This window comes from Pseudomonas sp. Irchel 3H9, assembly GCF_900187495.1.
Lineage (GTDB): Bacteria > Pseudomonadota > Gammaproteobacteria > Pseudomonadales > Pseudomonadaceae > Aquipseudomonas > Aquipseudomonas sivasensis.
On record NZ_FYDK01000005.1, the window covers coordinates 88,882 to 106,941 of the forward strand.

At 58.3% G+C, this 18,060-nt stretch carries 16 protein-coding genes; 8 read left to right on the forward strand and 8 right to left on the reverse strand.

Annotation, left to right across the window (positions count from 1 at the left end; all coding sequences use genetic code 11):
* Window positions 1-31: 31 nt before the first annotated feature.
* From CKW32_RS19080 to acs, 7 genes are all read right to left on the reverse strand, one after another.
* Window positions 32-1,012 (reverse strand): GlxA family transcriptional regulator, encoded by a 981-nt coding sequence (locus tag CKW32_RS19080; RefSeq protein WP_095185706.1) that lies wholly within the window; start codon window positions 1,010-1,012, stop codon window positions 32-34.
* 129 nt (window positions 1,013-1,141) lie between these two features.
* Complete coding sequence (locus CKW32_RS19085) at window positions 1,142-1,906, reverse strand: ABC transporter ATP-binding protein (protein ID WP_032886749.1); 765 nt, start codon at window positions 1,904-1,906, stop codon at window positions 1,142-1,144.
* Between the two features lie 27 nt (window positions 1,907-1,933).
* The gene (locus CKW32_RS19090; protein WP_095185707.1) at window positions 1,934-3,046 is read right to left on the reverse strand and encodes a succinylglutamate desuccinylase/aspartoacylase family protein; all 1,113 of its coding nucleotides are present in this window, start codon (window positions 3,044-3,046) and stop codon (window positions 1,934-1,936) included.
* Window position 3,047: 1 nt separating this feature from the next.
* Window positions 3,048-3,746 carry an ABC transporter permease gene (locus CKW32_RS19095; RefSeq protein ID WP_032886747.1) on the reverse strand — a complete coding sequence of 233 codons (699 nt, stop codon included), beginning with the start codon at window positions 3,744-3,746 and terminating at the stop codon, window positions 3,048-3,050.
* Complete coding sequence (locus tag CKW32_RS19100) at window positions 3,743-4,432, reverse strand: ABC transporter permease (RefSeq protein WP_032886746.1); 690 nt, start codon at window positions 4,430-4,432, stop codon at window positions 3,743-3,745. The genes CKW32_RS19095 and CKW32_RS19100 overlap by 4 nt, the downstream gene beginning before the upstream one ends.
* Before the next feature lie 91 nt (window positions 4,433-4,523).
* Entirely contained in the window at window positions 4,524-5,309 is a 786-nt protein-coding gene (locus CKW32_RS19105) for an ABC transporter substrate-binding protein (RefSeq protein WP_032886745.1), read from the reverse strand.
* Window positions 5,310-5,962: 653 nt separating this feature from the next.
* Window positions 5,963-7,918, reverse strand: coding sequence for an acetate--CoA ligase (acs, locus tag CKW32_RS19110; RefSeq protein ID WP_032886744.1), 1,956 nt, complete (start codon window positions 7,916-7,918; stop codon window positions 5,963-5,965).
* A 412-nt stretch (window positions 7,919-8,330) separates the two neighbouring features.
* On the opposite strand from acs, the gene CKW32_RS19115 reads away from it, so the two are divergent.
* The 4 genes from CKW32_RS19115 (at window position 8,331) to CKW32_RS19130 (ending at window position 12,054) form a co-directional block, all read left to right on the forward strand.
* Window positions 8,331-8,600 carry a DUF2790 domain-containing protein gene (locus CKW32_RS19115; RefSeq protein ID WP_032886743.1) on the forward strand — a complete coding sequence of 90 codons (270 nt, stop codon included), beginning with the start codon at window positions 8,331-8,333 and terminating at the stop codon, window positions 8,598-8,600.
* 575 nt (window positions 8,601-9,175) lie between these two features.
* Window positions 9,176-10,426 carry a ribonucleotide-diphosphate reductase subunit beta gene (locus CKW32_RS19120; protein WP_005790649.1) on the forward strand — a complete coding sequence of 417 codons (1,251 nt, stop codon included), beginning with the start codon at window positions 9,176-9,178 and terminating at the stop codon, window positions 10,424-10,426.
* A gap of 196 nt (window positions 10,427-10,622) precedes the next feature.
* Window positions 10,623-11,336: an HNH endonuclease signature motif containing protein gene (locus CKW32_RS19125; RefSeq protein WP_095185708.1), complete on the forward strand. Its 714-nt coding sequence runs from the start codon at window positions 10,623-10,625 to the stop codon at window positions 11,334-11,336.
* Window positions 11,337-11,409: 73 nt separating this feature from the next.
* On the forward strand, window positions 11,410-12,054 hold the full coding sequence (locus tag CKW32_RS19130; protein WP_032891078.1) for an HAD-IB family hydrolase: 645 nt from the start codon (window positions 11,410-11,412) through the stop codon (window positions 12,052-12,054).
* A 668-nt stretch (window positions 12,055-12,722) separates the two neighbouring features.
* Here CKW32_RS19130 and CKW32_RS19150 read toward each other — a convergent pair.
* Window positions 12,723-13,682, reverse strand: coding sequence for a LysR family transcriptional regulator (locus tag CKW32_RS19150; protein ID WP_095185709.1), 960 nt, complete (start codon window positions 13,680-13,682; stop codon window positions 12,723-12,725).
* A gap of 193 nt (window positions 13,683-13,875) precedes the next feature.
* On the opposite strand from CKW32_RS19150, the gene argH reads away from it, so the two are divergent.
* The 4 genes from argH (at window position 13,876) to CKW32_RS19170 (ending at window position 17,924) form a co-directional block, all read left to right on the forward strand.
* Complete coding sequence (gene argH / locus CKW32_RS19155; protein WP_095185710.1) at window positions 13,876-15,303, forward strand: argininosuccinate lyase; 1,428 nt, start codon at window positions 13,876-13,878, stop codon at window positions 15,301-15,303.
* A 106-nt stretch (window positions 15,304-15,409) separates the two neighbouring features.
* A complete protein-coding gene (locus CKW32_RS19160) occupies window positions 15,410-16,288 on the forward strand; it encodes an amino acid ABC transporter permease (protein ID WP_025859372.1) in 879 nt (292 codons plus the stop codon).
* Between the two features lie 24 nt (window positions 16,289-16,312).
* A complete protein-coding gene (locus tag CKW32_RS19165) occupies window positions 16,313-17,077 on the forward strand; it encodes an amino acid ABC transporter ATP-binding protein (RefSeq protein ID WP_010208290.1) in 765 nt (254 codons plus the stop codon).
* A gap of 25 nt (window positions 17,078-17,102) precedes the next feature.
* Window positions 17,103-17,924, forward strand: coding sequence for an ABC transporter substrate-binding protein (locus tag CKW32_RS19170; protein WP_095185711.1), 822 nt, complete (start codon window positions 17,103-17,105; stop codon window positions 17,922-17,924).
* Window positions 17,925-18,060 lie beyond the last annotated feature (136 nt).

An 18,060-nucleotide genomic window follows, 5' to 3' on the forward strand; every position in this document is an offset into this window, starting at 1 on the left:
CAGTCGCGTACCTGTTCGGGACAACCCGGTTTCAGCCGCGTTCGGACGGCACCGATGACAACTCGAACGGGCTGCTGCTGCGCCGTTGATTGCGGTCTTCACGCGGGGTGGCGCCGAAGAAGTTGCGGTAGGCGCTGGAGAAGTGTGGCCCTGAGGAGAAGCCGCAGGACAGGCCGATCTGGATGATCGACTTGCTGGTTTGCATCAGCATTTGGCGGGCCTTGTTCAGACGCAGCTCCAGGTAATACTGGCTGGGGACGCGGTTGAGGTACTGCTTGAAGATCCGCTCCAGTTGTCGTCGCGACACACAGACGTGCTGGGCAATTTCGTCAGTGGTCAGCGGTTCTTCGATATTGGCTTCCATCAGCAACACGGCCTGGGTCAGCTTAGGATGGCTGGAACCCAGGCGGTTTTGCAGAGGAATCCGCTGGCGTTCGCCGCCTTCGCGGATGCGTTCCACCACCAGTTCTTCGGAGACTGCACCCGCCAGTTCGGCGCCGTGGTCACGGGCCAGTACCGCCAGCAGCAAGTCGAGTACCGACATGCCACCGCAGGCGCTCAGGCGATCACGGTCCCAGTCGAACAGGTGGCTGGTGGCGATCACCTTGGGAAAACGTTCGGCGAAGTCATCCTGCCAGCGCCAGTGCACGGCGGCGCGATAACCGTCGAGCAGACCGAGTTGGGCCAACGGGTACACGCCGGCCGACAAACCACCGATCACACACCCGGCCCGCACCAATTGCTTGAGGGCCGTGCTCAGTTGCGAGGCAATAACGGTTGGCGGCTCGTCGGCCAGCAGAAACAGCTTCTGAAAGCCTTCGAGCTTGCCGGCCCATGGTTCACCCGGCAATTGCCAGGCGCCTTCGGTGGCAGGCTCCGCGAGCAAAAACGACAGCTCGTAAACCACATCCGGATGCACCCGCTGAGCAACGCGTAAGGCCTCCTCAGCCAGCGCAAGCGTGAGTGCCTTTGTGCTGGGCCAAATCAGGAAACCAATTTTATGGGCGGTCATGGAGTGCTATCCGAAGCCTGTAACAGTAATGAAGACAAGGGCCAATGCTAGCCCGTAAACCAACACAAAGCTTAAAAACGATAAAGATCCAACTGTAGAACCCCAATGTAGAGATCCATGTGGGAGGAATTATTTCAAGCTGCCGGACAGGAACTGCTGCAACCGCTCGGACTGCGGGTTCACCAGCACTTCCCGAGGGTTGCCGCGCTCTTCAACAATCCCTTTGTGCAGGAACACCAACTGGTTCGACACTTCGCGGGCAAAGCCCATTTCGTGGGTGACCACCACCATGGTGCGGCCTTCCAGGGCCAGGTCCTGCATCACCTTGAGCACTTCGCCGACCAGTTCCGGGTCCAGCGCCGAAGTCGGTTCGTCAAACAGCATCACCTCAGGTTCCATCGCCAAGGCACGGGCAATCGCCACACGCTGCTGCTCGCCGCCGGACATATGGCCAGGGAACGCATCCTTACGATGACCCACGCCGACTTTAGCCAGATAGTGCTCGGCCTTTTCACGGGCATCTTTCTTCGACATGCCCAACACGTGCACCGGGGCTTCCATCACGTTTTCAAGCGCGGTCATATGCGACCACAGGTTGAAATGCTGGAACACCATGGACAGGCGCGAACGCATGCGTTGCAGCTGCTTGGGATCAGCGGCCTTCAGGGCGCCGTCCTTGTTGGCCACCAGTTTCAGCTCTTCGTTATTGAGCAGAATCTTGCCGGCGTGGGGTTGCTCCAGCAGGTTGATGCAGCGCAAAAAGGTACTTTTGCCCGAACCACTGGAACCGATGATGCTGATCACATCACCGGCAGCAGCGGCCAGGGAAACGCCTTTGAGCACTTCATGACTGCCATAGCGTTTATGCAGGTCTTGGACTTCAAGTTTGTACATGCGGTCGGTTCTCACAAAAACAGGTGGTCAGTCGTTGAGCAAGCGCCCGTGTCGCAGCGCGTCGCGCCCCGCCACCTTGGCCAGCCAGAAACCCGCTTGGGCATAACGTAGCCGTTCAACGGCAAACAACACCCCCGACGTACCGGCGCAGATAACGCTCACGCGGTCTTGCAGGGGGTCAATCACTTCAAAAATCGGTTCGCCGGCGTCCACCCAATCTCCGGCTTTGCGCAGGTAACTGATCACACCGGCGTGGGGCGCGAAGAGCAACTCGGTGCCTTCAAACGGCATGCCTTCGCACGCTTCGTGCTGCGCAGCCGGCCATTCGCCGTTGATCAGGCCTTGCTCGGCAAGGAATGCGAGGATGCCCTCGGCGTGGAAGATTGCTTCATCACGCCCGGTGTCGGCTTGACCACCCAGTTCCAACGTCGTCGCGAGGCACGCCAACGGGATCTGAGCGTCCGGAAACATCCGGGACAAACGCAACCATGGCAGCGAGCAGGCTTCATCAAACGAGCTGCCACCGGAATCCTCCGCCAACAAGCCGACCTTCACATTCAGATGCGCCGACAGCGAACGCCACTGGGGCCAGTGCTGGGGCAGCGCGTACATATGCAGCGCGGCTTCGGCGTCGCAATGCAGGTCGAGGACGATATCAGCGGTGCACGCGTGGCTCAGCAAGACGCGCTGCATGCCTTGCAACTGGCTGCTCGGCTCGGGCAAGGCGCTGAGCGCATCGCTCATGGCCTGACGGATCAGGCGCACATTGGCATGGGGATCATCCCCCAGCTTGCCTTGAAGCAATGCGGCAACCGGTTCGCTCAACTCGACGAAATCACGGTTGAAATTCTTGCCACTGCCTACTTCGAAACGCCCCTGGTGGCTGCCTTGCAACAACTGGCCCAGGCCCATCGGATTGGCCACCGGCACCAGCTCAATCACACCGTTGAGTGCGCCTTGCTGTTCCAGTTCTGTCAGGCGTTTTTTCAGTTCCCAGGCGGCTCGCATGCCGGGCAGTTCATCGGCGTGCAGGCTGGCCTGGATATAGGCCTTGCGCTCGCCGCTGCCGAAACGGAACACGCTCAGTTGGCGCTCGCAGCCCAGGTGGCCCCAGGGCAACAGGTGGTCGATACGTTCCATATCAGTGCTTCCGTGGAGCCAGGTAGCTCAGCCAGCGGCGCTCGGCCAACTTGAACAGGCGCACCAGGATAAAGGTCAGGCACAGGTAGAACACGCCAGCGGTGATATAGGCTTCGAACGGCAAGTAGAACTGGGCGTTCACCGTGCGTGCGGCGCCGGTGATGTCGATCAGGGTGACGATGGAGGCCAGGCTCGTGGTCTGGAGCATCATGATCACTTCGTTGCTGTACTGCGGCAGCGCACGGCGCAAGGCCGACGGCAGCAGGATGCGGCGGTACAGCTTATAGCGCGACATGCCCATCGCCTTGGCCGCTTCGATCTCGCCATTGGGCGTGGCCTTGAGGCTACCGGCAATGATCTCGGCGGTGTAGGCGCTGGTGTTGATCGCAAAGGCCAGGCACGCACAGAACGTGGCGCTGGACAGCAGAGGCCACATAAAGCTTTCGCGCACCGCTTCGAATTGCGCCAGACCGTAGTAGATCAGGAACAGTTGCACCAGCATCGGCGTGCCGCGGATCACGTACGTGTAGAGCCAGGCCACACCGTTCACGACCGGCTGCTTGGACACACGCATCAACCCCAGGGGCAAGGCGGCGAGCAGGCCGAAAAACAGCGAGATGGCGAGCAATTTCAGGGTAGTCAGCAGGCCGCCAAGGTACAGCGGCATGGCCTCCCAGATGACGTTGTAGTCGAAGATCATAGATCAGCCGCCCTTACGCCTACCGAGTAGCGCTTCTCAAGATAGCGCAGCGCCAGCAACGATACGCTGGTGATCACCAGGTACATCGCCGCCACTGCGAGGAAGAAGGTAAAAGGCTCGCGGGTGGCATCTGCCGCCTGCTTGGCCTTGAACATCATGTCTTGCAGGCCTACCACCGAGATCAGCGCGGTGGCCTTGGTGAGTACCAGCCAGTTATTGGTGAAACCAGGGATCGCCAGCCGAATCATCTGCGGCACCATCACCCGGAAAAACACTTGGAAACTGCTCATGCCATACGCAAGGCCGGCTTCGGCCTGTCCCTTGGGGATGGCCATGAAGGCGCCACGGAAAGTTTCCGAAAGGTAGGCGCCAAAGATGAACCCCAGAGTGCCGATACCGGCGGCCAAAGGGTTCAAGTCGATATAGTCGTCGTAGCCGAGCATCGGCGCGACGCGGTTGAGCAAGTCCTGGCCGCCGTAGAAAATCAGCAGGATCAGCACAAGGTCAGGGATCCCGCGGATCACCGTGGAGTACAAGTCACCCAGCCAGGCCAACCAGCGCACCGGCGACAGGCGTAACGCGACCCCGATCAGACCCAGAACAATGGCCAAGGCCATGGACGACAAGGCGAGCTGAAGCGTCAACCATGCGCCATCGAGGATGACGGCCCCGTAGCCTTTCAACATGATTCAGGTCCTCGAAAAGGGGGATGAAAAAATGGCGCAAACCGCAGGAATTCTGTTGCTTGCGCCATTTAGGACAGACCGCTGCGACGTTTTACTGGGCTTCTGGGCCGTAAATGTCGAAGTTGAAGTACTTTTTCTCGATTTCTTTGTATTTGCCGTTGGCACGGATCGCAGCGATAGCAGCGTTGATGCGGTCCAGGTTTTCCTTGTCGCCTTTACGTACCGCGATGCCTATGCCGTCGCCGAAGTATTTGGCGTCAGTGAAGGATGGGCCAACGAACGCGTAGCCTTTACCAGCGTCGGTCTTCAGGAAACCGTCTTCCAGCAGGGTGGCGTCGGCCACGGTACCGTCGAGGCGGCCAGCGGCCACATCCAGGTAGATTTCGTTCTGGGTGCTGTAACCCTTGATGTCAGCGCCTTTTGGAGCCAGGACTTCACGAGCGAAGCGGTCGTGGATCGAACCACGTTGCACGCCGATCTTCTTGCCTTTCAATTCATCCAGACTGTCGCTGACAGCGGTGCCTTCCTTCATCACCAGGCGTGCTGGGGACAGGTAGTAGCGATTAGTGAAATCAACGGACTTCTTGCGGTCTTCAGTGATGGACATGGACGACAGGATGGCGTCGATCTTGCGCACTTTGAGCGCAGGGATCAGGCCGTCGAACTCTTGCTCGACCCACGTACATTTGACCTTCATCTCTTCGCACAGGGCGTTGCCGATGTCGTAGTCAAAACCAACGATGTTGCCATCCGGCGCCTTCGAGGCAAACGGAGGGTAAGCCGCTTCGATACCAATTTTCAGAGGCTTGCCTTCAGCGAAGGCCTGCATGGACAGCACGGACAGCGCCAGGGCGCCCAACAGCACGAGTTTCTTCATCTTGGGACTCCATCGGTATAGGGCAAAACAGCAGTATGAGCCATGGCCCACGATGCGGCGAAGGTGAAACCGAATAGTGGTGCTGCGTCCGACACCAATTCAACATCGGCGACGACGAGCGAGTGATCGGCATTCTAACGACAGGCCGGAAGCCGATATTTCCTCAATGCGACAACAATTTACAGAAGCACAGAGAAAGCGGTTCCAGCTCATTGACAGCCCCTGGATTTTATGCAGAGACAAAAGACATTAAACCTGTAGACGCTGCAAATTGCGGGCCTATTATTCGCAAACCCTTCTGGCACGGCAAGTCTGGCGTTTAATCTTATTTCTTGGGGTGTCTGGAATGGGGTTTTTCGGGGCACGGGCGTAGCGCTTTGCCTCATGTGTGGACATGGGGTTACACATTTGCCCCGCTCGGTAACATTCAGAAACCTCCTACGCAATAAACCGATATTTATTCGGGTGGCGCAGATCCAAACGTGGGAGGGGGCTTGCTCCCGATGGCGCTAGGCCAGCGACAGCTGTATTCACTGCCCCACTGCAATCGGGGGCATGCCCCCTCCCACACTGGATCCCCACCGGCTGGAAGCGAACATAAAAAAGCCCCACCCGGCTCACACCGAATAGGGCTTTGTCCAACCAACCTCGCCTTAAGCGACGTTCATGGTCTTGTGGGTTTCAATCAAATGCGCCACTACACCTGGATCCGCCAGGGTGGAGATATCGCCTAACCCGTCGTACTCAGCCGTGGCGATCTTGCGCAGGATACGGCGCATGATTTTGCCAGAGCGGGTCTTCGGCAAGCCCGGAGCCCACTGGATCACGTCCGGCGAAGCAATCGGCCCGATTTCTTTACGCACCCAATTTTTCAGCTCCAGGCGCAGCGCTTCGTTTGGCTCTTCGCCATTTTTGAGGGTGACATACACATAAATGCCCTGCCCCTTGATGTCATGCGGCACCCCAACCACGGCTGCTTCAGCCACTTTAGGGTGGGCAACCATGGCGCTTTCAATCTCGGCAGTGCCCATACGGTGGCCGGAAACGTTCAACACGTCATCCACACGCCCCGTGATCCAGTAGTAACCGTCCTCGTCACGACGAGCGCCGTCACCGGTGAAGTACATGCCACGGAAGGTCTTGAAGTAGGTATCGACGAAACGGTCATGATCGCCAAACAGCGTACGCGCTTGGCCCGGCCACGAATCGAGGATCACCAGGTTGCCTTCGGCAGCCCCTTCGATCAGGTTGCCCAGGTTATCCACCAACGCCGGCACCACGCCAAAGAACGGCCGTGCAGCAGAGCCTGGCTTGAGCGCATGGGCGCCCGGCAGCGGGCTCATCATGTTGCCGCCGGTCTCGGTCTGCCACCAGGTGTCGACAATTGGGCAACGGGATTGACCGACGTTCTTGTAGTACCAATCCCACGCTTCCGGGTTGATCGGCTCGCCAACGGAACCGAGCAGGCGCAGGCTGCTGCCGTCAGCACCTTCAACAGCTGCGGTGCCGGAGGCCATCATTGCGCGAATGGCGGTCGGCGCGGTGTAGAGGATGTTGACCTTGTGCTTGTCGACGATCTTCGCCACCCGAGTGATGTCCGGGTAGTTAGGCACGCCTTCGAACAACACCGTGGTCGCGCCATTCGACAGCGGGCCATAGACAATATAGGTGTGGCCGGTGACCCAGCCGACGTCGGCAGTGCACCAGTAGATTTCGCCCGGGCGATAGTCGAACACGCGCTCGTGGGTGAGGCCGGCGTAAAGCAGATAGCCGCCGGTGGTGTGCTGCACGCCTTTAGGCTTACCGGTGGAACCGGAGGTGTAGAGGATAAACAGGGCTTCTTCGGCGCCCATTTCTTTTGGCGCGCATACGGTGCCCGCCACTTTCATCAGGTCTTCGTACCAGATGTCGCGATGCTGGTTCCACTTGATCTGGCCATTGGTGCGTTTGCACACGATGACCTTCTGGATGCTGCTGGTTTCCGGGTTGGTCAGTGCGTCGTCGACGTTGGCCTTGAGCGGAATCTTCTTACCGGCGCGAATGCCTTCGTCGGCAGTGATCACCACCTTCGACTTACAGTCGATGATGCGACCGGCCAGGGCTTCCGGCGAAAAACCACCAAACACCACCGAGTGAATCGCACCGATGCGGGTACACGCCAGCATGGCGACCACGGCTTCGGGGATCATCGGCATATAGATAGTCACCACGTCGCCGCGGTGCACGTCCTGGCCACGCAGGGCGTTGGCGAACTTGCAGACTTCTTCATGCAGTTCGCGGTAAGTGATGTTGCGGCTCTCGGCAGGGTCATCGCCCTCCCAGATGATCGCAATCTGGTCGCCACGCTCGGCGAGGTGACGGTCCAGACAGTTATAGGACACGTTCAGGGTGCCATCGGCGAACCACTTGATGTCGACATGGTGATCGTCGAACGAGGTCTGCTTCACCGTGGTGAAAGGCTTGATCCAGTCAAGACGCTTGGCTTGCTCACGCCAGAAACCGTCGGGGTTGACCACCGACTGCTGGTACATGGCCTTGTAGGTCGCCTCATCGGTCAGCGTGTTGGCTGCTACTTCGGGGCGAACGGGGTACAGGGAAGCCGCACTCATCTTTCTTACCTCGGTGACAATAGTTGTTTTTGTATGCCCTGTTGTAGCCGGGGCGACCCCATAGAACCATTCGACGATGGTAGTAACAAGCCCCTACACATTGCCCTGGTATCGGCTGACAGGGCTCTGGGCCAAGGGCTGCAAGGCTTCTGGCGCTGTGTGAAAAAACCTTTACCACGGGATTGTTACAAAAACCGCCAATAGTGTTTATCAAAAGCACGGGTATATGAATATAACCCGCAGGCCTAAAATCAACTCCGTCAACACGACGCCGTGGTTTACACGGCAGTGATTAACAACGTAACAGCCCCCACGAAGGCAACGTTAATCCGAACTAACCAATCCTAAGTTACACACGTGGCCTCACAAGGGCCCCGTGACCCCTTTCGCCCTGAAGAAGGTAAGTAAAGAAATGAAAGCTCTCGTAGTTATGGCCCTCAGCAGCTTGTGCGCCACCGCCGCCCTGGCCGACGAAGCCCCGACCGAGCTGGCCGGCCAGAACGCCCCGATTGTTGAAGATTACACCTACAGCACCCACTTGGACGTTGCCAAAGTATTGTCCATGAGCGAAGTTCCGAATGTATGTGAAGTTGTACCTGCGAAGATGGAATATGAAGACTCCCAGGGTCAACGCCATATTCTTAATTACAAGATTATGGGCAACGGTTGCTCTAACGGCTAACAACTTAGTCAGTTAGAAAACACCCGGATCTTATTCGCCGCAAGAAATCGTTCTTGCGGCAAAGAACCGGCTTGAGGCACCACGCAGTCCAGGTGTGGGAGGGAGCTTGCTCCCGATAGCGTCAACCGCCGCACCTCTCTATTACACCCTACGTCCCGTCCCCTGCCCCCTCCCGCAAAAAGCCGCTCATCGCTCCTCAAAAAAAACCAACCCCAGCAAAGCCTCGCAAACACACGCCTTGGCCGAAAACCACGCCATTTTGGCCCTCGCCCGTGACCATCCACCGCAACACAAAACCGAATTTTTCCCTATAATGCGCGGGTAAATCGGGCCTGCAATATCCCTTTACACTGGGACGAAGAGCCAGACCTGAGGCCTCCGCGCGAGCTTGCACCTACCGCTGCGCACCTCAAGCCTCAAGCAGAGTACCCGTAACCCTATTCCGTTTAATGCCTGCGCTAGCTGCTGCAACAAACGATTCCTTAAGATCCACCGCGGCCCTAGGGCCGTGTGAACACCCAACCATCCGGTTTCACACGGGCACCTTTGAGCCCTCACGCAGGAGACGACACGTCATGCTGAGCTGGGACGAATTCGACAAAGAAGAAGAAGGCGAAGTAGCCACCAAAGGCGCCAACGCCGGCCACGCCACCGAAGCCAACATGGACCGCCTCGACGGTGCTGGCGCAGCTGCCGCCATCGAAGCACGCGCCGTCACCGCCAGTGACTCCGCCGCCATCGTGCGCGCCAAGGCTGCCCTGGACAAACTCGACGTCGCCGAAGGCCTCGCCGAGCTGGAAGGCTCCGCCGCCCGCGTCGCCGTTGACGAAAAGCGCATGATCAACTGCCGCGCCGACCTCAACCAACTCGTGCCCTTCAAGTACGACTGGGCCTGGCAGAAGTACCTCGACGGCTGCGCCAACCACTGGATGCCGCAAGAGGTCAACATGACCGCCGACATCGCCCTTTGGAAAAACCCAGAAGGCCTGACCGACGACGAACGCCGCATCGTCATGCGCAACCTGGGCTTCTTCTCCACCGCCGACTCCCTGGTTGCCAACAACCTGGTGCTGGCCGTGTACCGCCTGATCACCAACCCGGAGTGCCGCCAGTACATCCTGCGCCAGGCCTTCGAAGAAGCAATCCACACCCACGCCTATCAGTACTGCATCGAATCGTTGGCCATGGATGAAGGCGAGATCTTCAACATGTACCACGAGATCCCATCGGTCGCTAAGAAAGCGGCTTGGGGCCTGAAGTACACCCGTTCGATCTCCGATCCGAAGTTCGAAACCGGCACCGTTGAGACCGACAAAGAACTGCTGCGCAACCTCGTTGCTTACTACTGCGTGCTGGAAGGCATCTTCTTCTACTGCGGCTTCACCCAGATCCTGTCCATGGGCCGCCGCAACAAAATGACCGGCGTCGCTGAGCAGTTCCAGTACATCCTGCGCGATGAGTCGATGCACCTGAACTTCGGTATCGACGTGATCAACCAGATCAAAATCGAAAACCCACACTTGTGGGATGCCGAGATGAAAGAAGAAGCGACCCAGATGATCCTGCAAGGGACCCAGCTGGAGATCGAATACGCGCGCGACACCATGCCTCGCGGCGTGTTGGGCATGAATGCGGCGATGATGGAGGATTACCTCAAGTTCATCGCGAACCGTCGTCTGTCGCAGATCGGTCTTAAAGAAGAGTATCCAGGGACCACTAACCCGTTCCCGTGGATGAGCGAAATCATGGACTTGAAGAAAGAGAAAAACTTCTTCGAAACCCGTGTGATCGAGTATCAGACTGGCGGCGCGCTGAGCTGGGATTGATTCCTTAGCACAGCAACACCAAAAAGCCCTGACTTGTTCGGGGCTTTTTTATGCGAGCTCACTAAAGACTCTCCTTACAAAGCAGCGAATTTACCAAAGTAGCTAACCGCCAAATCCTTCTGGCTCGTAGGAAATTTCGTAGACGCAATAATGGCTACTCAGTATCGTCCGAGGGTTTTCTACCCTCGGCGGTTGTATGGACATTACGAAAGACAAAACGGACTGGAGCGACGCGGAGTTGGCAGCTGCGGTCGAGGCGTACTTGAAGATGCTGGCCTGGGAAAAGAGCGGCCAACCGTTCAACAAAGCCCTCGAAAACCGCCTCCTGCGCGAAGGCCCAGTGGCAGGCCGTGCAAAGGGCTCCATCGAACTCCGCATGCAAAACATCTCCACCTTGCTTGTGCGTATGGGCCGGGACCGCATCGAAGGCTATAAGCCTGCGAAGAACGTGGGCACAGGCGTGGAGCAACGCATCCGCCAAGCACTTGCCGCGCAGGGTGTATTCGAATCCGAAGACGCCGCCCAAACAGCAGACGAGCAAACGCTTATCCGTCGTGCGTCCAAACTGCAGCAGCAACCTTTCACTCAGCGACCGGACGGCATTGCCCAGCCGCAGAAGGTCTCGACCGTCAGCACCGCTTTTGTTCGAGACCCAAAGGTACGCGCTTGGGTACTGAAAGAGGCCGAGGGCGTCTGCGAAGGCTGCGGCTCTAACGCGCCGTTTGAGGTCGACGGTTTGCCATTTCTTGAAGTACATCACGTCAAGCACCTAGCCCAGAAGGGTTCGGATCGCATCACCAATGCTGTAGCCTTGTGCCCCAATTGCCATCAGCGTTGTCACCGGTCGAGTGACCGGGAGGCTTTCACCGAGGGGCTTTACGCCAAGGTCGGAAGATTGGCACGGGAGTAAACTCCTGCTGTCACACCTGATGCACGCTCAAAAAAATACTAGATAGGACCGAGGCCAACCCGTGAACCCAGACATGCTCGAAGCCGGCCCCGCTGACGCCAAAGTACTTTCCGTCTTTGACTTCGACGGCACCCTGACCCACCACGACAGTTTCGTGCCCTTCCTCAAGTTTGCCTTTGGTACCGGCGAGTTCTATGGCCGGATGGTCAAGCTGGCGGTGCCCGGGCTGCGCTTTTTGGTTCGGCAGATCAGCCGGGATGAGTTGAAAGCGCAGTTGATCCGCACGTTTATGACAGGGGTGGAGAAGACGTGGGTGCAACAGAAGGCCGAGGAGTATTGCCAGCGCAATTGGGCGCGGTTGATGCGCCCGGCCGGGGTGTTGTCGGTGGAGCAGGAGTTGGGCTCCGGCGCGGAGGTGACATTGTGTTCGGCTTCGCCTGCGTTAGTGTTGCAGCCGTTTGCCAATCGACTTGGGATCAAGTTGATTGGCACCGAGCTTGAGGTAGTCGACGGGGTGTTGACCGGCAAGCTCACTGGAAATAACTGCCGGTGTGAGAACAAGGTGCTGCGGCTTGAGGCGGTGTACGGAGACCTGGGGGAGTATCGGCTCCGGGCCTGGGGAGATACGCGCGGGGACCGGGAGTTGTTGGCGGCGGCGCAGGATGCGCATTTTCGACATTTTCATGCGAAGAAGAAGCGGGCGAAAGCGCTGCGCTGACCATTGTGGTGAGCGGGCTTGCCCCGCGCTGGGGCGCGTAGCGGCCCTAAAACCAAACGCCGCATTCTGTCTGACAGCATGCGGCGTTTTTATTGGGACTGCTGCGCAGCCCAGCGCGGGGCAAGCCCGCTCACCACAGGTTGATCAGACACAGGTTTTGAGGTCTACGCCCAACGCCGTCGCAAAGGCTTTTACCATCGGGCTGCGTGGGACGCTTCGGCATTTTCATGCGAAGAAGAAGCGGGCGAAAGCGCTGTGCTGACCATTGTGGTGAGCGGGCTTGCCCCGCGCTGGGGCGCGTAGCGGCCCTAAAACCAAACGCCGCATTCTGTCTGACAGCATGCGGCGTTTTTATTGCGACTGCTGCGCAGCCCAGCGCGGGGCAAGCCCGCTCACCACAGGTTGGTCAGACACTGGTTTTGAGGTCTACGCCCAACGCCGCCGCAAAGGCTTTTACCATCGGGCTGCGTGGGACGTTTAGGCATTTTCATGCGAAGAAGAAGCGGGCGAAAGCGCTGCGCTGACCATTGTGGTGAGCGGGCTTGCCCCGCGCTGGGGCGCGTAGCGGCCCTAAAACCAAACGCCGCATGCTGTCTGACAGCATGCGGCGTTTTTATTGGGACTGCTGCGCAGCCCAGCGCGGGGCAAGCCCGCTCACCACAGGTTGGTCAGACACTGGTTTTGAGGTCTACGCCCAACGCCGCCGCAAAGGCTTTTACCATCGGGCTGCGCGGAGCGTTGTGGCGCAGGATGAGGTTGAAGGCGGTGCTCAGGTGAACTTGCTCCGGGCACAGTGCGCGAAGGCGCCCTTCTCTTACCATGGGCTTGGCGTAGTGTTCGGGCAAAAAACCGAGGAAACGGCCAGTAAGGATCAGGATCGCGACGGCTTCGACTTGCGAGGCGGAGGCGGACTGGCTGTCGTAATTGACGAAGTTAGTCTTGTCGCGATGGATCGCATAACGATGGTTGACCACTTCATATTGACGCAGCACCTCCGGCGTAATGTCGCTCGCAGTAAAAAGCGGGTGTCCTACGGCGCAGTAGGCGTGAGCCTTTTCTTCGTACAGCGGGAAGTAATCGAACTCTTCACGGCGCTGGTACACGGGAACGATACCGACGATTAACCGGCCCTCCACCACGCCGCGTTCAACTTCGTCCAACTGTGAAGCCTGTAGGCGCAATCTTATTTTTGGTGATTCGCTATGTAATTTTCCCAATGCGGTAATAAGCGGGGAATTAACATCCGACACGGTGTTATCAATAACCCCGACACTAAGGTCACCAATAAGCTCGTTTTGCGCCGAACTAAGCTTGTCTCTGAAACTGTCCACCGAGGTAAATAACTCGATGGACGCTTGATACACTAACTTCCCTTCTTCGGTCAGCCCGAAACCTTCTCGGCCCCGTGTACACAGGCGCATGCCGATACGAATCTCGAGGTCAGAGATCTGTTTACTGATGGCCGCCAGCCCCACGTTCAGCTCGTTTTGCGCAGCACTGAAGCCGCCGGCTTCGACCACGGCCATGAATACCCGCAGCAATTTGAAGTCCAGTCCGCTCAGTTGCAGCGGTGGTCTTGTGCCCGGTTTGGGTGGCAGGTTTCCAGAAGTGGAAAGTGGAGTTTCCATAATACGCGTTGACCTCAAGTACCATATTCAACAGGCTTCAACCCAATCCTTGAACATAGCCAGGCGGCGATAATGAACATAAACATCCGCCCTTGGCAACCTTGAATACGGCGCGTCAGACGCTGATTCAGTTTAGTTGAAAACCTTTTTTTACTGCCTCCGACTCTTCTAAAAACAAGCGTGAGGAATACCCATGTCTCAGTCCACCGACCGCCTTTGGGGCGCTCGTTTCAAGACCGGTCCGTCTGCTGCGTTGGCCGCGTTGTCACGTTGCCCTGAGCGCTATTTTCGCCTGACGCCCTACGACCTGGCGGGCTCCCGTGCCCATGCCCGTGAATTGCAGCGCGCCGGTTTGCTGGATGAATCGGAGACCTTGCGCACCCTCGAAGCCCTGGACCGCATCGGTGAAGACTTCGCCGCCGGCCGCCTGCATCCAACCCTGGATGACGAGGACGTACATACCTTTATCGAACGCGTCTTGACCGAGCGCCTGGGCGCCCTGGGCGGCAAGCTGCGCGCCGGTCGTTCGCGTAACGACCAGACAGCTAACGATCTGCGCCTTTTCCTACGCGACCATGCACGCACCATCACCACCGAGGTGTTGGGTTTGCAGCAGGCGTTGGTGGAACAGGCCGAGCAGCATGTCGAGAGCATCTGCCCCGGCTTTACCCATTTGCAGCAGGCCCAACCCATCGTGTTCGCCCACCACTTACTGGCTCACGCGCAGTCGATGTTGCGCGATGTACAGCGCCTGGTGGATTGGGATGCGCGTACGGCGTTGTCGCCATTGGGCGCCGCAGCAATGGCGGGCTCGGCGATTGCGCGGCGGCCGGAGCATTCGGCCAAGGAAATGGGCTACACCGGGCCGTGTGAAAACTCGATCGACGCTGTGGCCAGCCGCGACCATGTGGCGGAGTTCCTGTTTGTGGCGGGCATGCTGGGTGTGAATATTTCGCGGCTGTCGGAAGAGTTTTGCCTCTGGTCGTCGCGCCAGTTTCGCTGGGTGGTGTTGGACGATGCCTACGCTACCGGCAGCTCGATCATGCCGCAGAAAAAGAACCCGGACATTGCCGAGTTGGCCCGGGGCAAGGCTGGGCGTTTGATTGGCAACCTGACCGGGTTGATGTCGACGCTCAAATCCTTGCCGCTGTCGTACAACCGCGATTTGAGTGAAGACAAACACAGCGTGTTGGACAGCGTGGACACGTTGCTGCTGGTACTTCCAGCCATGGCCGGGATGGTGGCGACCATGAAAGTCCAGGTGGACGAACTGCGGCGCCAGGCACCGATGGGTTTTACCTTGGCGACCGAGGTGGCGGATTGGCTAGCCACCCGTGGTGTGCCGTTCAAGGAGGCCCATGAGATTACCGGCGCGTTGGTACAAGCCTGTGAGAAGCATGAGATTGAGTTGTGGGAAGCCTCACCGGCGATGTTGGCCGAGGTGGATGCTCGGCTGCTGCCTGAGGTGCGGGATTGCTTGACCCTGGAAGCGGCGATTGCGGCACGCAGTGGCTGGGGTGGGACGGCACCGGAGCGGGTTCGAGAGCAGATTGGGCGTTTGAAGATTGCATTGGCGGCTCAGCAGCAGTGGGCTGAGAGCTATCAGGGCTTTCGGATTTAAGCCTGTCAGAGGTGTGGTGCGGGGGCTGACGCTTTCGCGAGCAAGCCCGCTCCCACATTTGGACCGAGTACATCAGTAGTAGCGTCATCAGTTTTGGAGAATCACCATGAACCAAACCCCGGCCGAGCGCTTGGAAATAGAGCGCAAGCTGTCCGAGAACCAGTTCGACATAACCCAGTACGAACACGTGCCGCGCCGCTATTACGGACGGATGTTTTTTGCCACGTTGATAGTGATTGTGTTGGCCGCACTGTTGCGCGCCTTCGCCAATGGCCAGATCGAATGGTCCTACATCGGTCAGTTCCTCACGTCTGAGGCCATTCTATGGGGCCTGGTGAATACCATCGTCATGTCGATTCTGGCGATGGCGCTGGGTGTGGTGATCGGCGTGATCACGGCAATCATGCGCATGTCGGCCAACCCGATCCTGCGCTATGTGGCCATCACCTACACCTGGCTGTTCCGCGGTACACCGCTGATTTTGCAGCTGTTGCTGTGGTTCAACCTGGCGCTGATTTTCCCGGTAATCGCGATTCCCGGCCTGTTCAGCATCGACACCGTTGACCTGATGACGCCGTTCGTGGCCGCCCTGCTCGGCCTCAGCATCAACCAGGGTGCCTATACCGCCGAAGTGGTGCGCGCCGGTTTGCTGTCAGTGGACACGGGCCAGTACGAAGCCGCCAAGTCCATCGGCATGCCGAGCTTGCAAGCGCTGCGTAGGATCATTCTGCCGCAGGCCATGCGCGTGATCATTCCGCCTGTAGGCAACGAGTTCATCAGCATGGTGAAAATGACCAGCCTGGCCAGCGTCATCCAGTACTCGGAGCTGCTGCACAACGCGCAAAACATCTACTACGCCAACGCCCGGGTCATGGAGCTGCTGATCGTTGCCGGTATCTGGTACTTGGCGGTGGTGACTGTTCTTTCATTTGGCCAGAGCCGTCTGGAGCGTCGTTTCGCTCGCGGCGCCGGCAAGCGTTCGTAAGTTTGGGTTGAGGAGATTTGCCCCATGAGAAGCATCGTCAAGGCCGTCAACCTGAACAAGTATTACGACCAGTATCACGCGCTGCGCGACATCAATATCGAAGTCGAGCAAGGCGAAGTGATGTGCATCATCGGCCCGTCCGGGTCGGGCAAAAGCACGCTGCTGCGCTGCGTCAACCAACTGGAAAAAATCGATAAGGGCGGCCTGTGGGTCGACGGCGAACTGGTGGGTTACCGGGTCGTCGGCAACAAGCTGCATGAGATGAATGAATCGCAGATCGCCCGACAGCGCCTGGCCACCGGCATGGTGTTCCAGCGCTTCAATTTGTTCCCGCATATGACCGTGTTGCAAAACATCATCGAAGGCCCGTGCCAGGTGCTCAAGCGCTCGCCCAAGGAAGCCATCGAAGATGCATTGGAACTGCTGGCCCGCGTGGGCCTGGCGGACAAACGCAATGCCTATCCGGTGGAATTGTCCGGCGGCCAGCAGCAACGCGTGGCGATTGCCCGTGCGCTGGCGATGCGTCCCAAGCTGATGTTGTTCGACGAACCCACGTCAGCCCTCGACCCGGAGCTGGTAGGAGAAGTGCTGTCGGTGATGCGCGATTTGGCCACCACCGGCATGACCATGATCGTGGTCACCCATGAATTGGGCTTCGCCCGTGAAGTGTCCAACCGCATGGTGTTTATGGACGCCGGCCAGATTGTGGAAGCCGGCAGCCCCGAAGAAATTCTAATAAGCCCACAAAACCCGCGTACCCAAAGCTTTATTTCTGCCGTTCGCACTTAACTAAAAAACTAACGAGAACGCCCCCATGAAAAAATTGTTTATCCCAACGATGCTCGCAGGCCTGATGGCCTCCACCTGTGTATTCGCGGCCTTGCCGGCGGCCATCAAGGACAAGGGTGAGATCAGCGCGGCTATCGTACCGAACTACCCGCCGATGGATTTCAAGGACCCGGCCACCAATAAACTCACAGGCTTTGACTTCGACCTGGGCAACTCTCTGGCCGAGCGCCTGGGCGTGAAGATCAAGTGGCAGGAAACCGGCTTCGAGCAAATGCTCAGCGGCCTGACCACCAAGCGCGTGGACATCGTGCTGTCGGGCATGTCGGACACCGCCGAACGCCAGAAATCCGTAACCTTTGTCGACTACTTCACCAGTGGCCCGCAGCTGTACACCCTGGCCAAGCGTGAAGAGATCAAGGAACTGACTGACCTGTGCGGTAAAAAAGTCGGCACCAGTCGCCGGACTACTTGGCCGTCGGAAATTGCCGCGTGGAGCAAGGAAAACTGCGAAGCGGCGGGTAAACCGGCAATCGTGGTGATCGGCACCGAAGGCTCGGCGGATGCGCGGGCGCAGTTGCAGCAGAACCGTTTGGATGCCGCAATGCAGGGCAGCGAGACGATTCCTTATCTGATGTCGTTGGATAAAGGTAAGTACAAGCCGGTTGGGCTGGCGATTTCCAAGCAGTTCACCGGGCTGGGGATTGAGAAAAGCAACACTGAACTGGTGACCGCGATCAGTGAGGCGCTGCAGGGCATGATTGATGATGGGACCTACGGCAAGATTTTGAAGAAGTGGGATCTGGAGCAAGGGGCGGTCGAGAAGATCACCATTAACGCTGGCCAATAACTCGGTCTAAAAAATTTGGGAGGGGGCTTGCCCCCGATGGCGGTGGTTCTGTCACCTGATGCTTGGCTGTACACCGCTATCGGGGGCAAGCCCCCTCCCACACTGGATTTTTGTTGTTCAAAAAAGATAACAAGGA

Excerpts from the sequence above, each read along its gene's own strand:
- CKW32_RS19160 (WP_025859372.1), top strand. The coding sequence starts at position 15,410 with ATGAACCAAACCCCGGCCGAGCGCTTGGAAATAGAGCGCAAGCTGTCC.
- CKW32_RS19115 (WP_032886743.1), top strand. The coding sequence starts at position 8,331 with ATGAAAGCTCTCGTAGTTATGGCCCTCAGCAGCTTGTGCGCCACCGCC.
- acs (WP_032886744.1), bottom strand. The coding sequence starts at position 7,918 with ATGAGTGCGGCTTCCCTGTACCCCGTTCGCCCCGAAGTAGCAGCCAAC.
- CKW32_RS19105 (WP_032886745.1), bottom strand. The coding sequence starts at position 5,309 with ATGAAGAAACTCGTGCTGTTGGGCGCCCTGGCGCTGTCCGTGCTGTCC.
- CKW32_RS19120 (WP_005790649.1), top strand. The coding sequence starts at position 9,176 with ATGCTGAGCTGGGACGAATTCGACAAAGAAGAAGAAGGCGAAGTAGCC.
- CKW32_RS19165 (WP_010208290.1), top strand. The coding sequence starts at position 16,313 with ATGAGAAGCATCGTCAAGGCCGTCAACCTGAACAAGTATTACGACCAG.
- CKW32_RS19090 (WP_095185707.1), bottom strand. The coding sequence starts at position 3,046 with ATGGAACGTATCGACCACCTGTTGCCCTGGGGCCACCTGGGCTGCGAG.
- CKW32_RS19125 (WP_095185708.1), top strand. The coding sequence starts at position 10,623 with ATGGACATTACGAAAGACAAAACGGACTGGAGCGACGCGGAGTTGGCA.
- CKW32_RS19170 (WP_095185711.1), top strand. The coding sequence starts at position 17,103 with ATGAAAAAATTGTTTATCCCAACGATGCTCGCAGGCCTGATGGCCTCC.
- CKW32_RS19085 (WP_032886749.1), bottom strand. The coding sequence starts at position 1,906 with ATGTACAAACTTGAAGTCCAAGACCTGCATAAACGCTATGGCAGTCAT.
- argH (WP_095185710.1), top strand. The coding sequence starts at position 13,876 with ATGTCTCAGTCCACCGACCGCCTTTGGGGCGCTCGTTTCAAGACCGGT.
- CKW32_RS19095 (WP_032886747.1), bottom strand. The coding sequence starts at position 3,746 with ATGATCTTCGACTACAACGTCATCTGGGAGGCCATGCCGCTGTACCTT.
- CKW32_RS19130 (WP_032891078.1), top strand. The coding sequence starts at position 11,410 with ATGCTCGAAGCCGGCCCCGCTGACGCCAAAGTACTTTCCGTCTTTGAC.
- CKW32_RS19150 (WP_095185709.1), bottom strand. The coding sequence starts at position 13,682 with ATGGAAACTCCACTTTCCACTTCTGGAAACCTGCCACCCAAACCGGGC.
- CKW32_RS19100 (WP_032886746.1), bottom strand. The coding sequence starts at position 4,432 with ATGTTGAAAGGCTACGGGGCCGTCATCCTCGATGGCGCATGGTTGACG.
- CKW32_RS19080 (WP_095185706.1), bottom strand. The coding sequence starts at position 1,012 with ATGACCGCCCATAAAATTGGTTTCCTGATTTGGCCCAGCACAAAGGCA.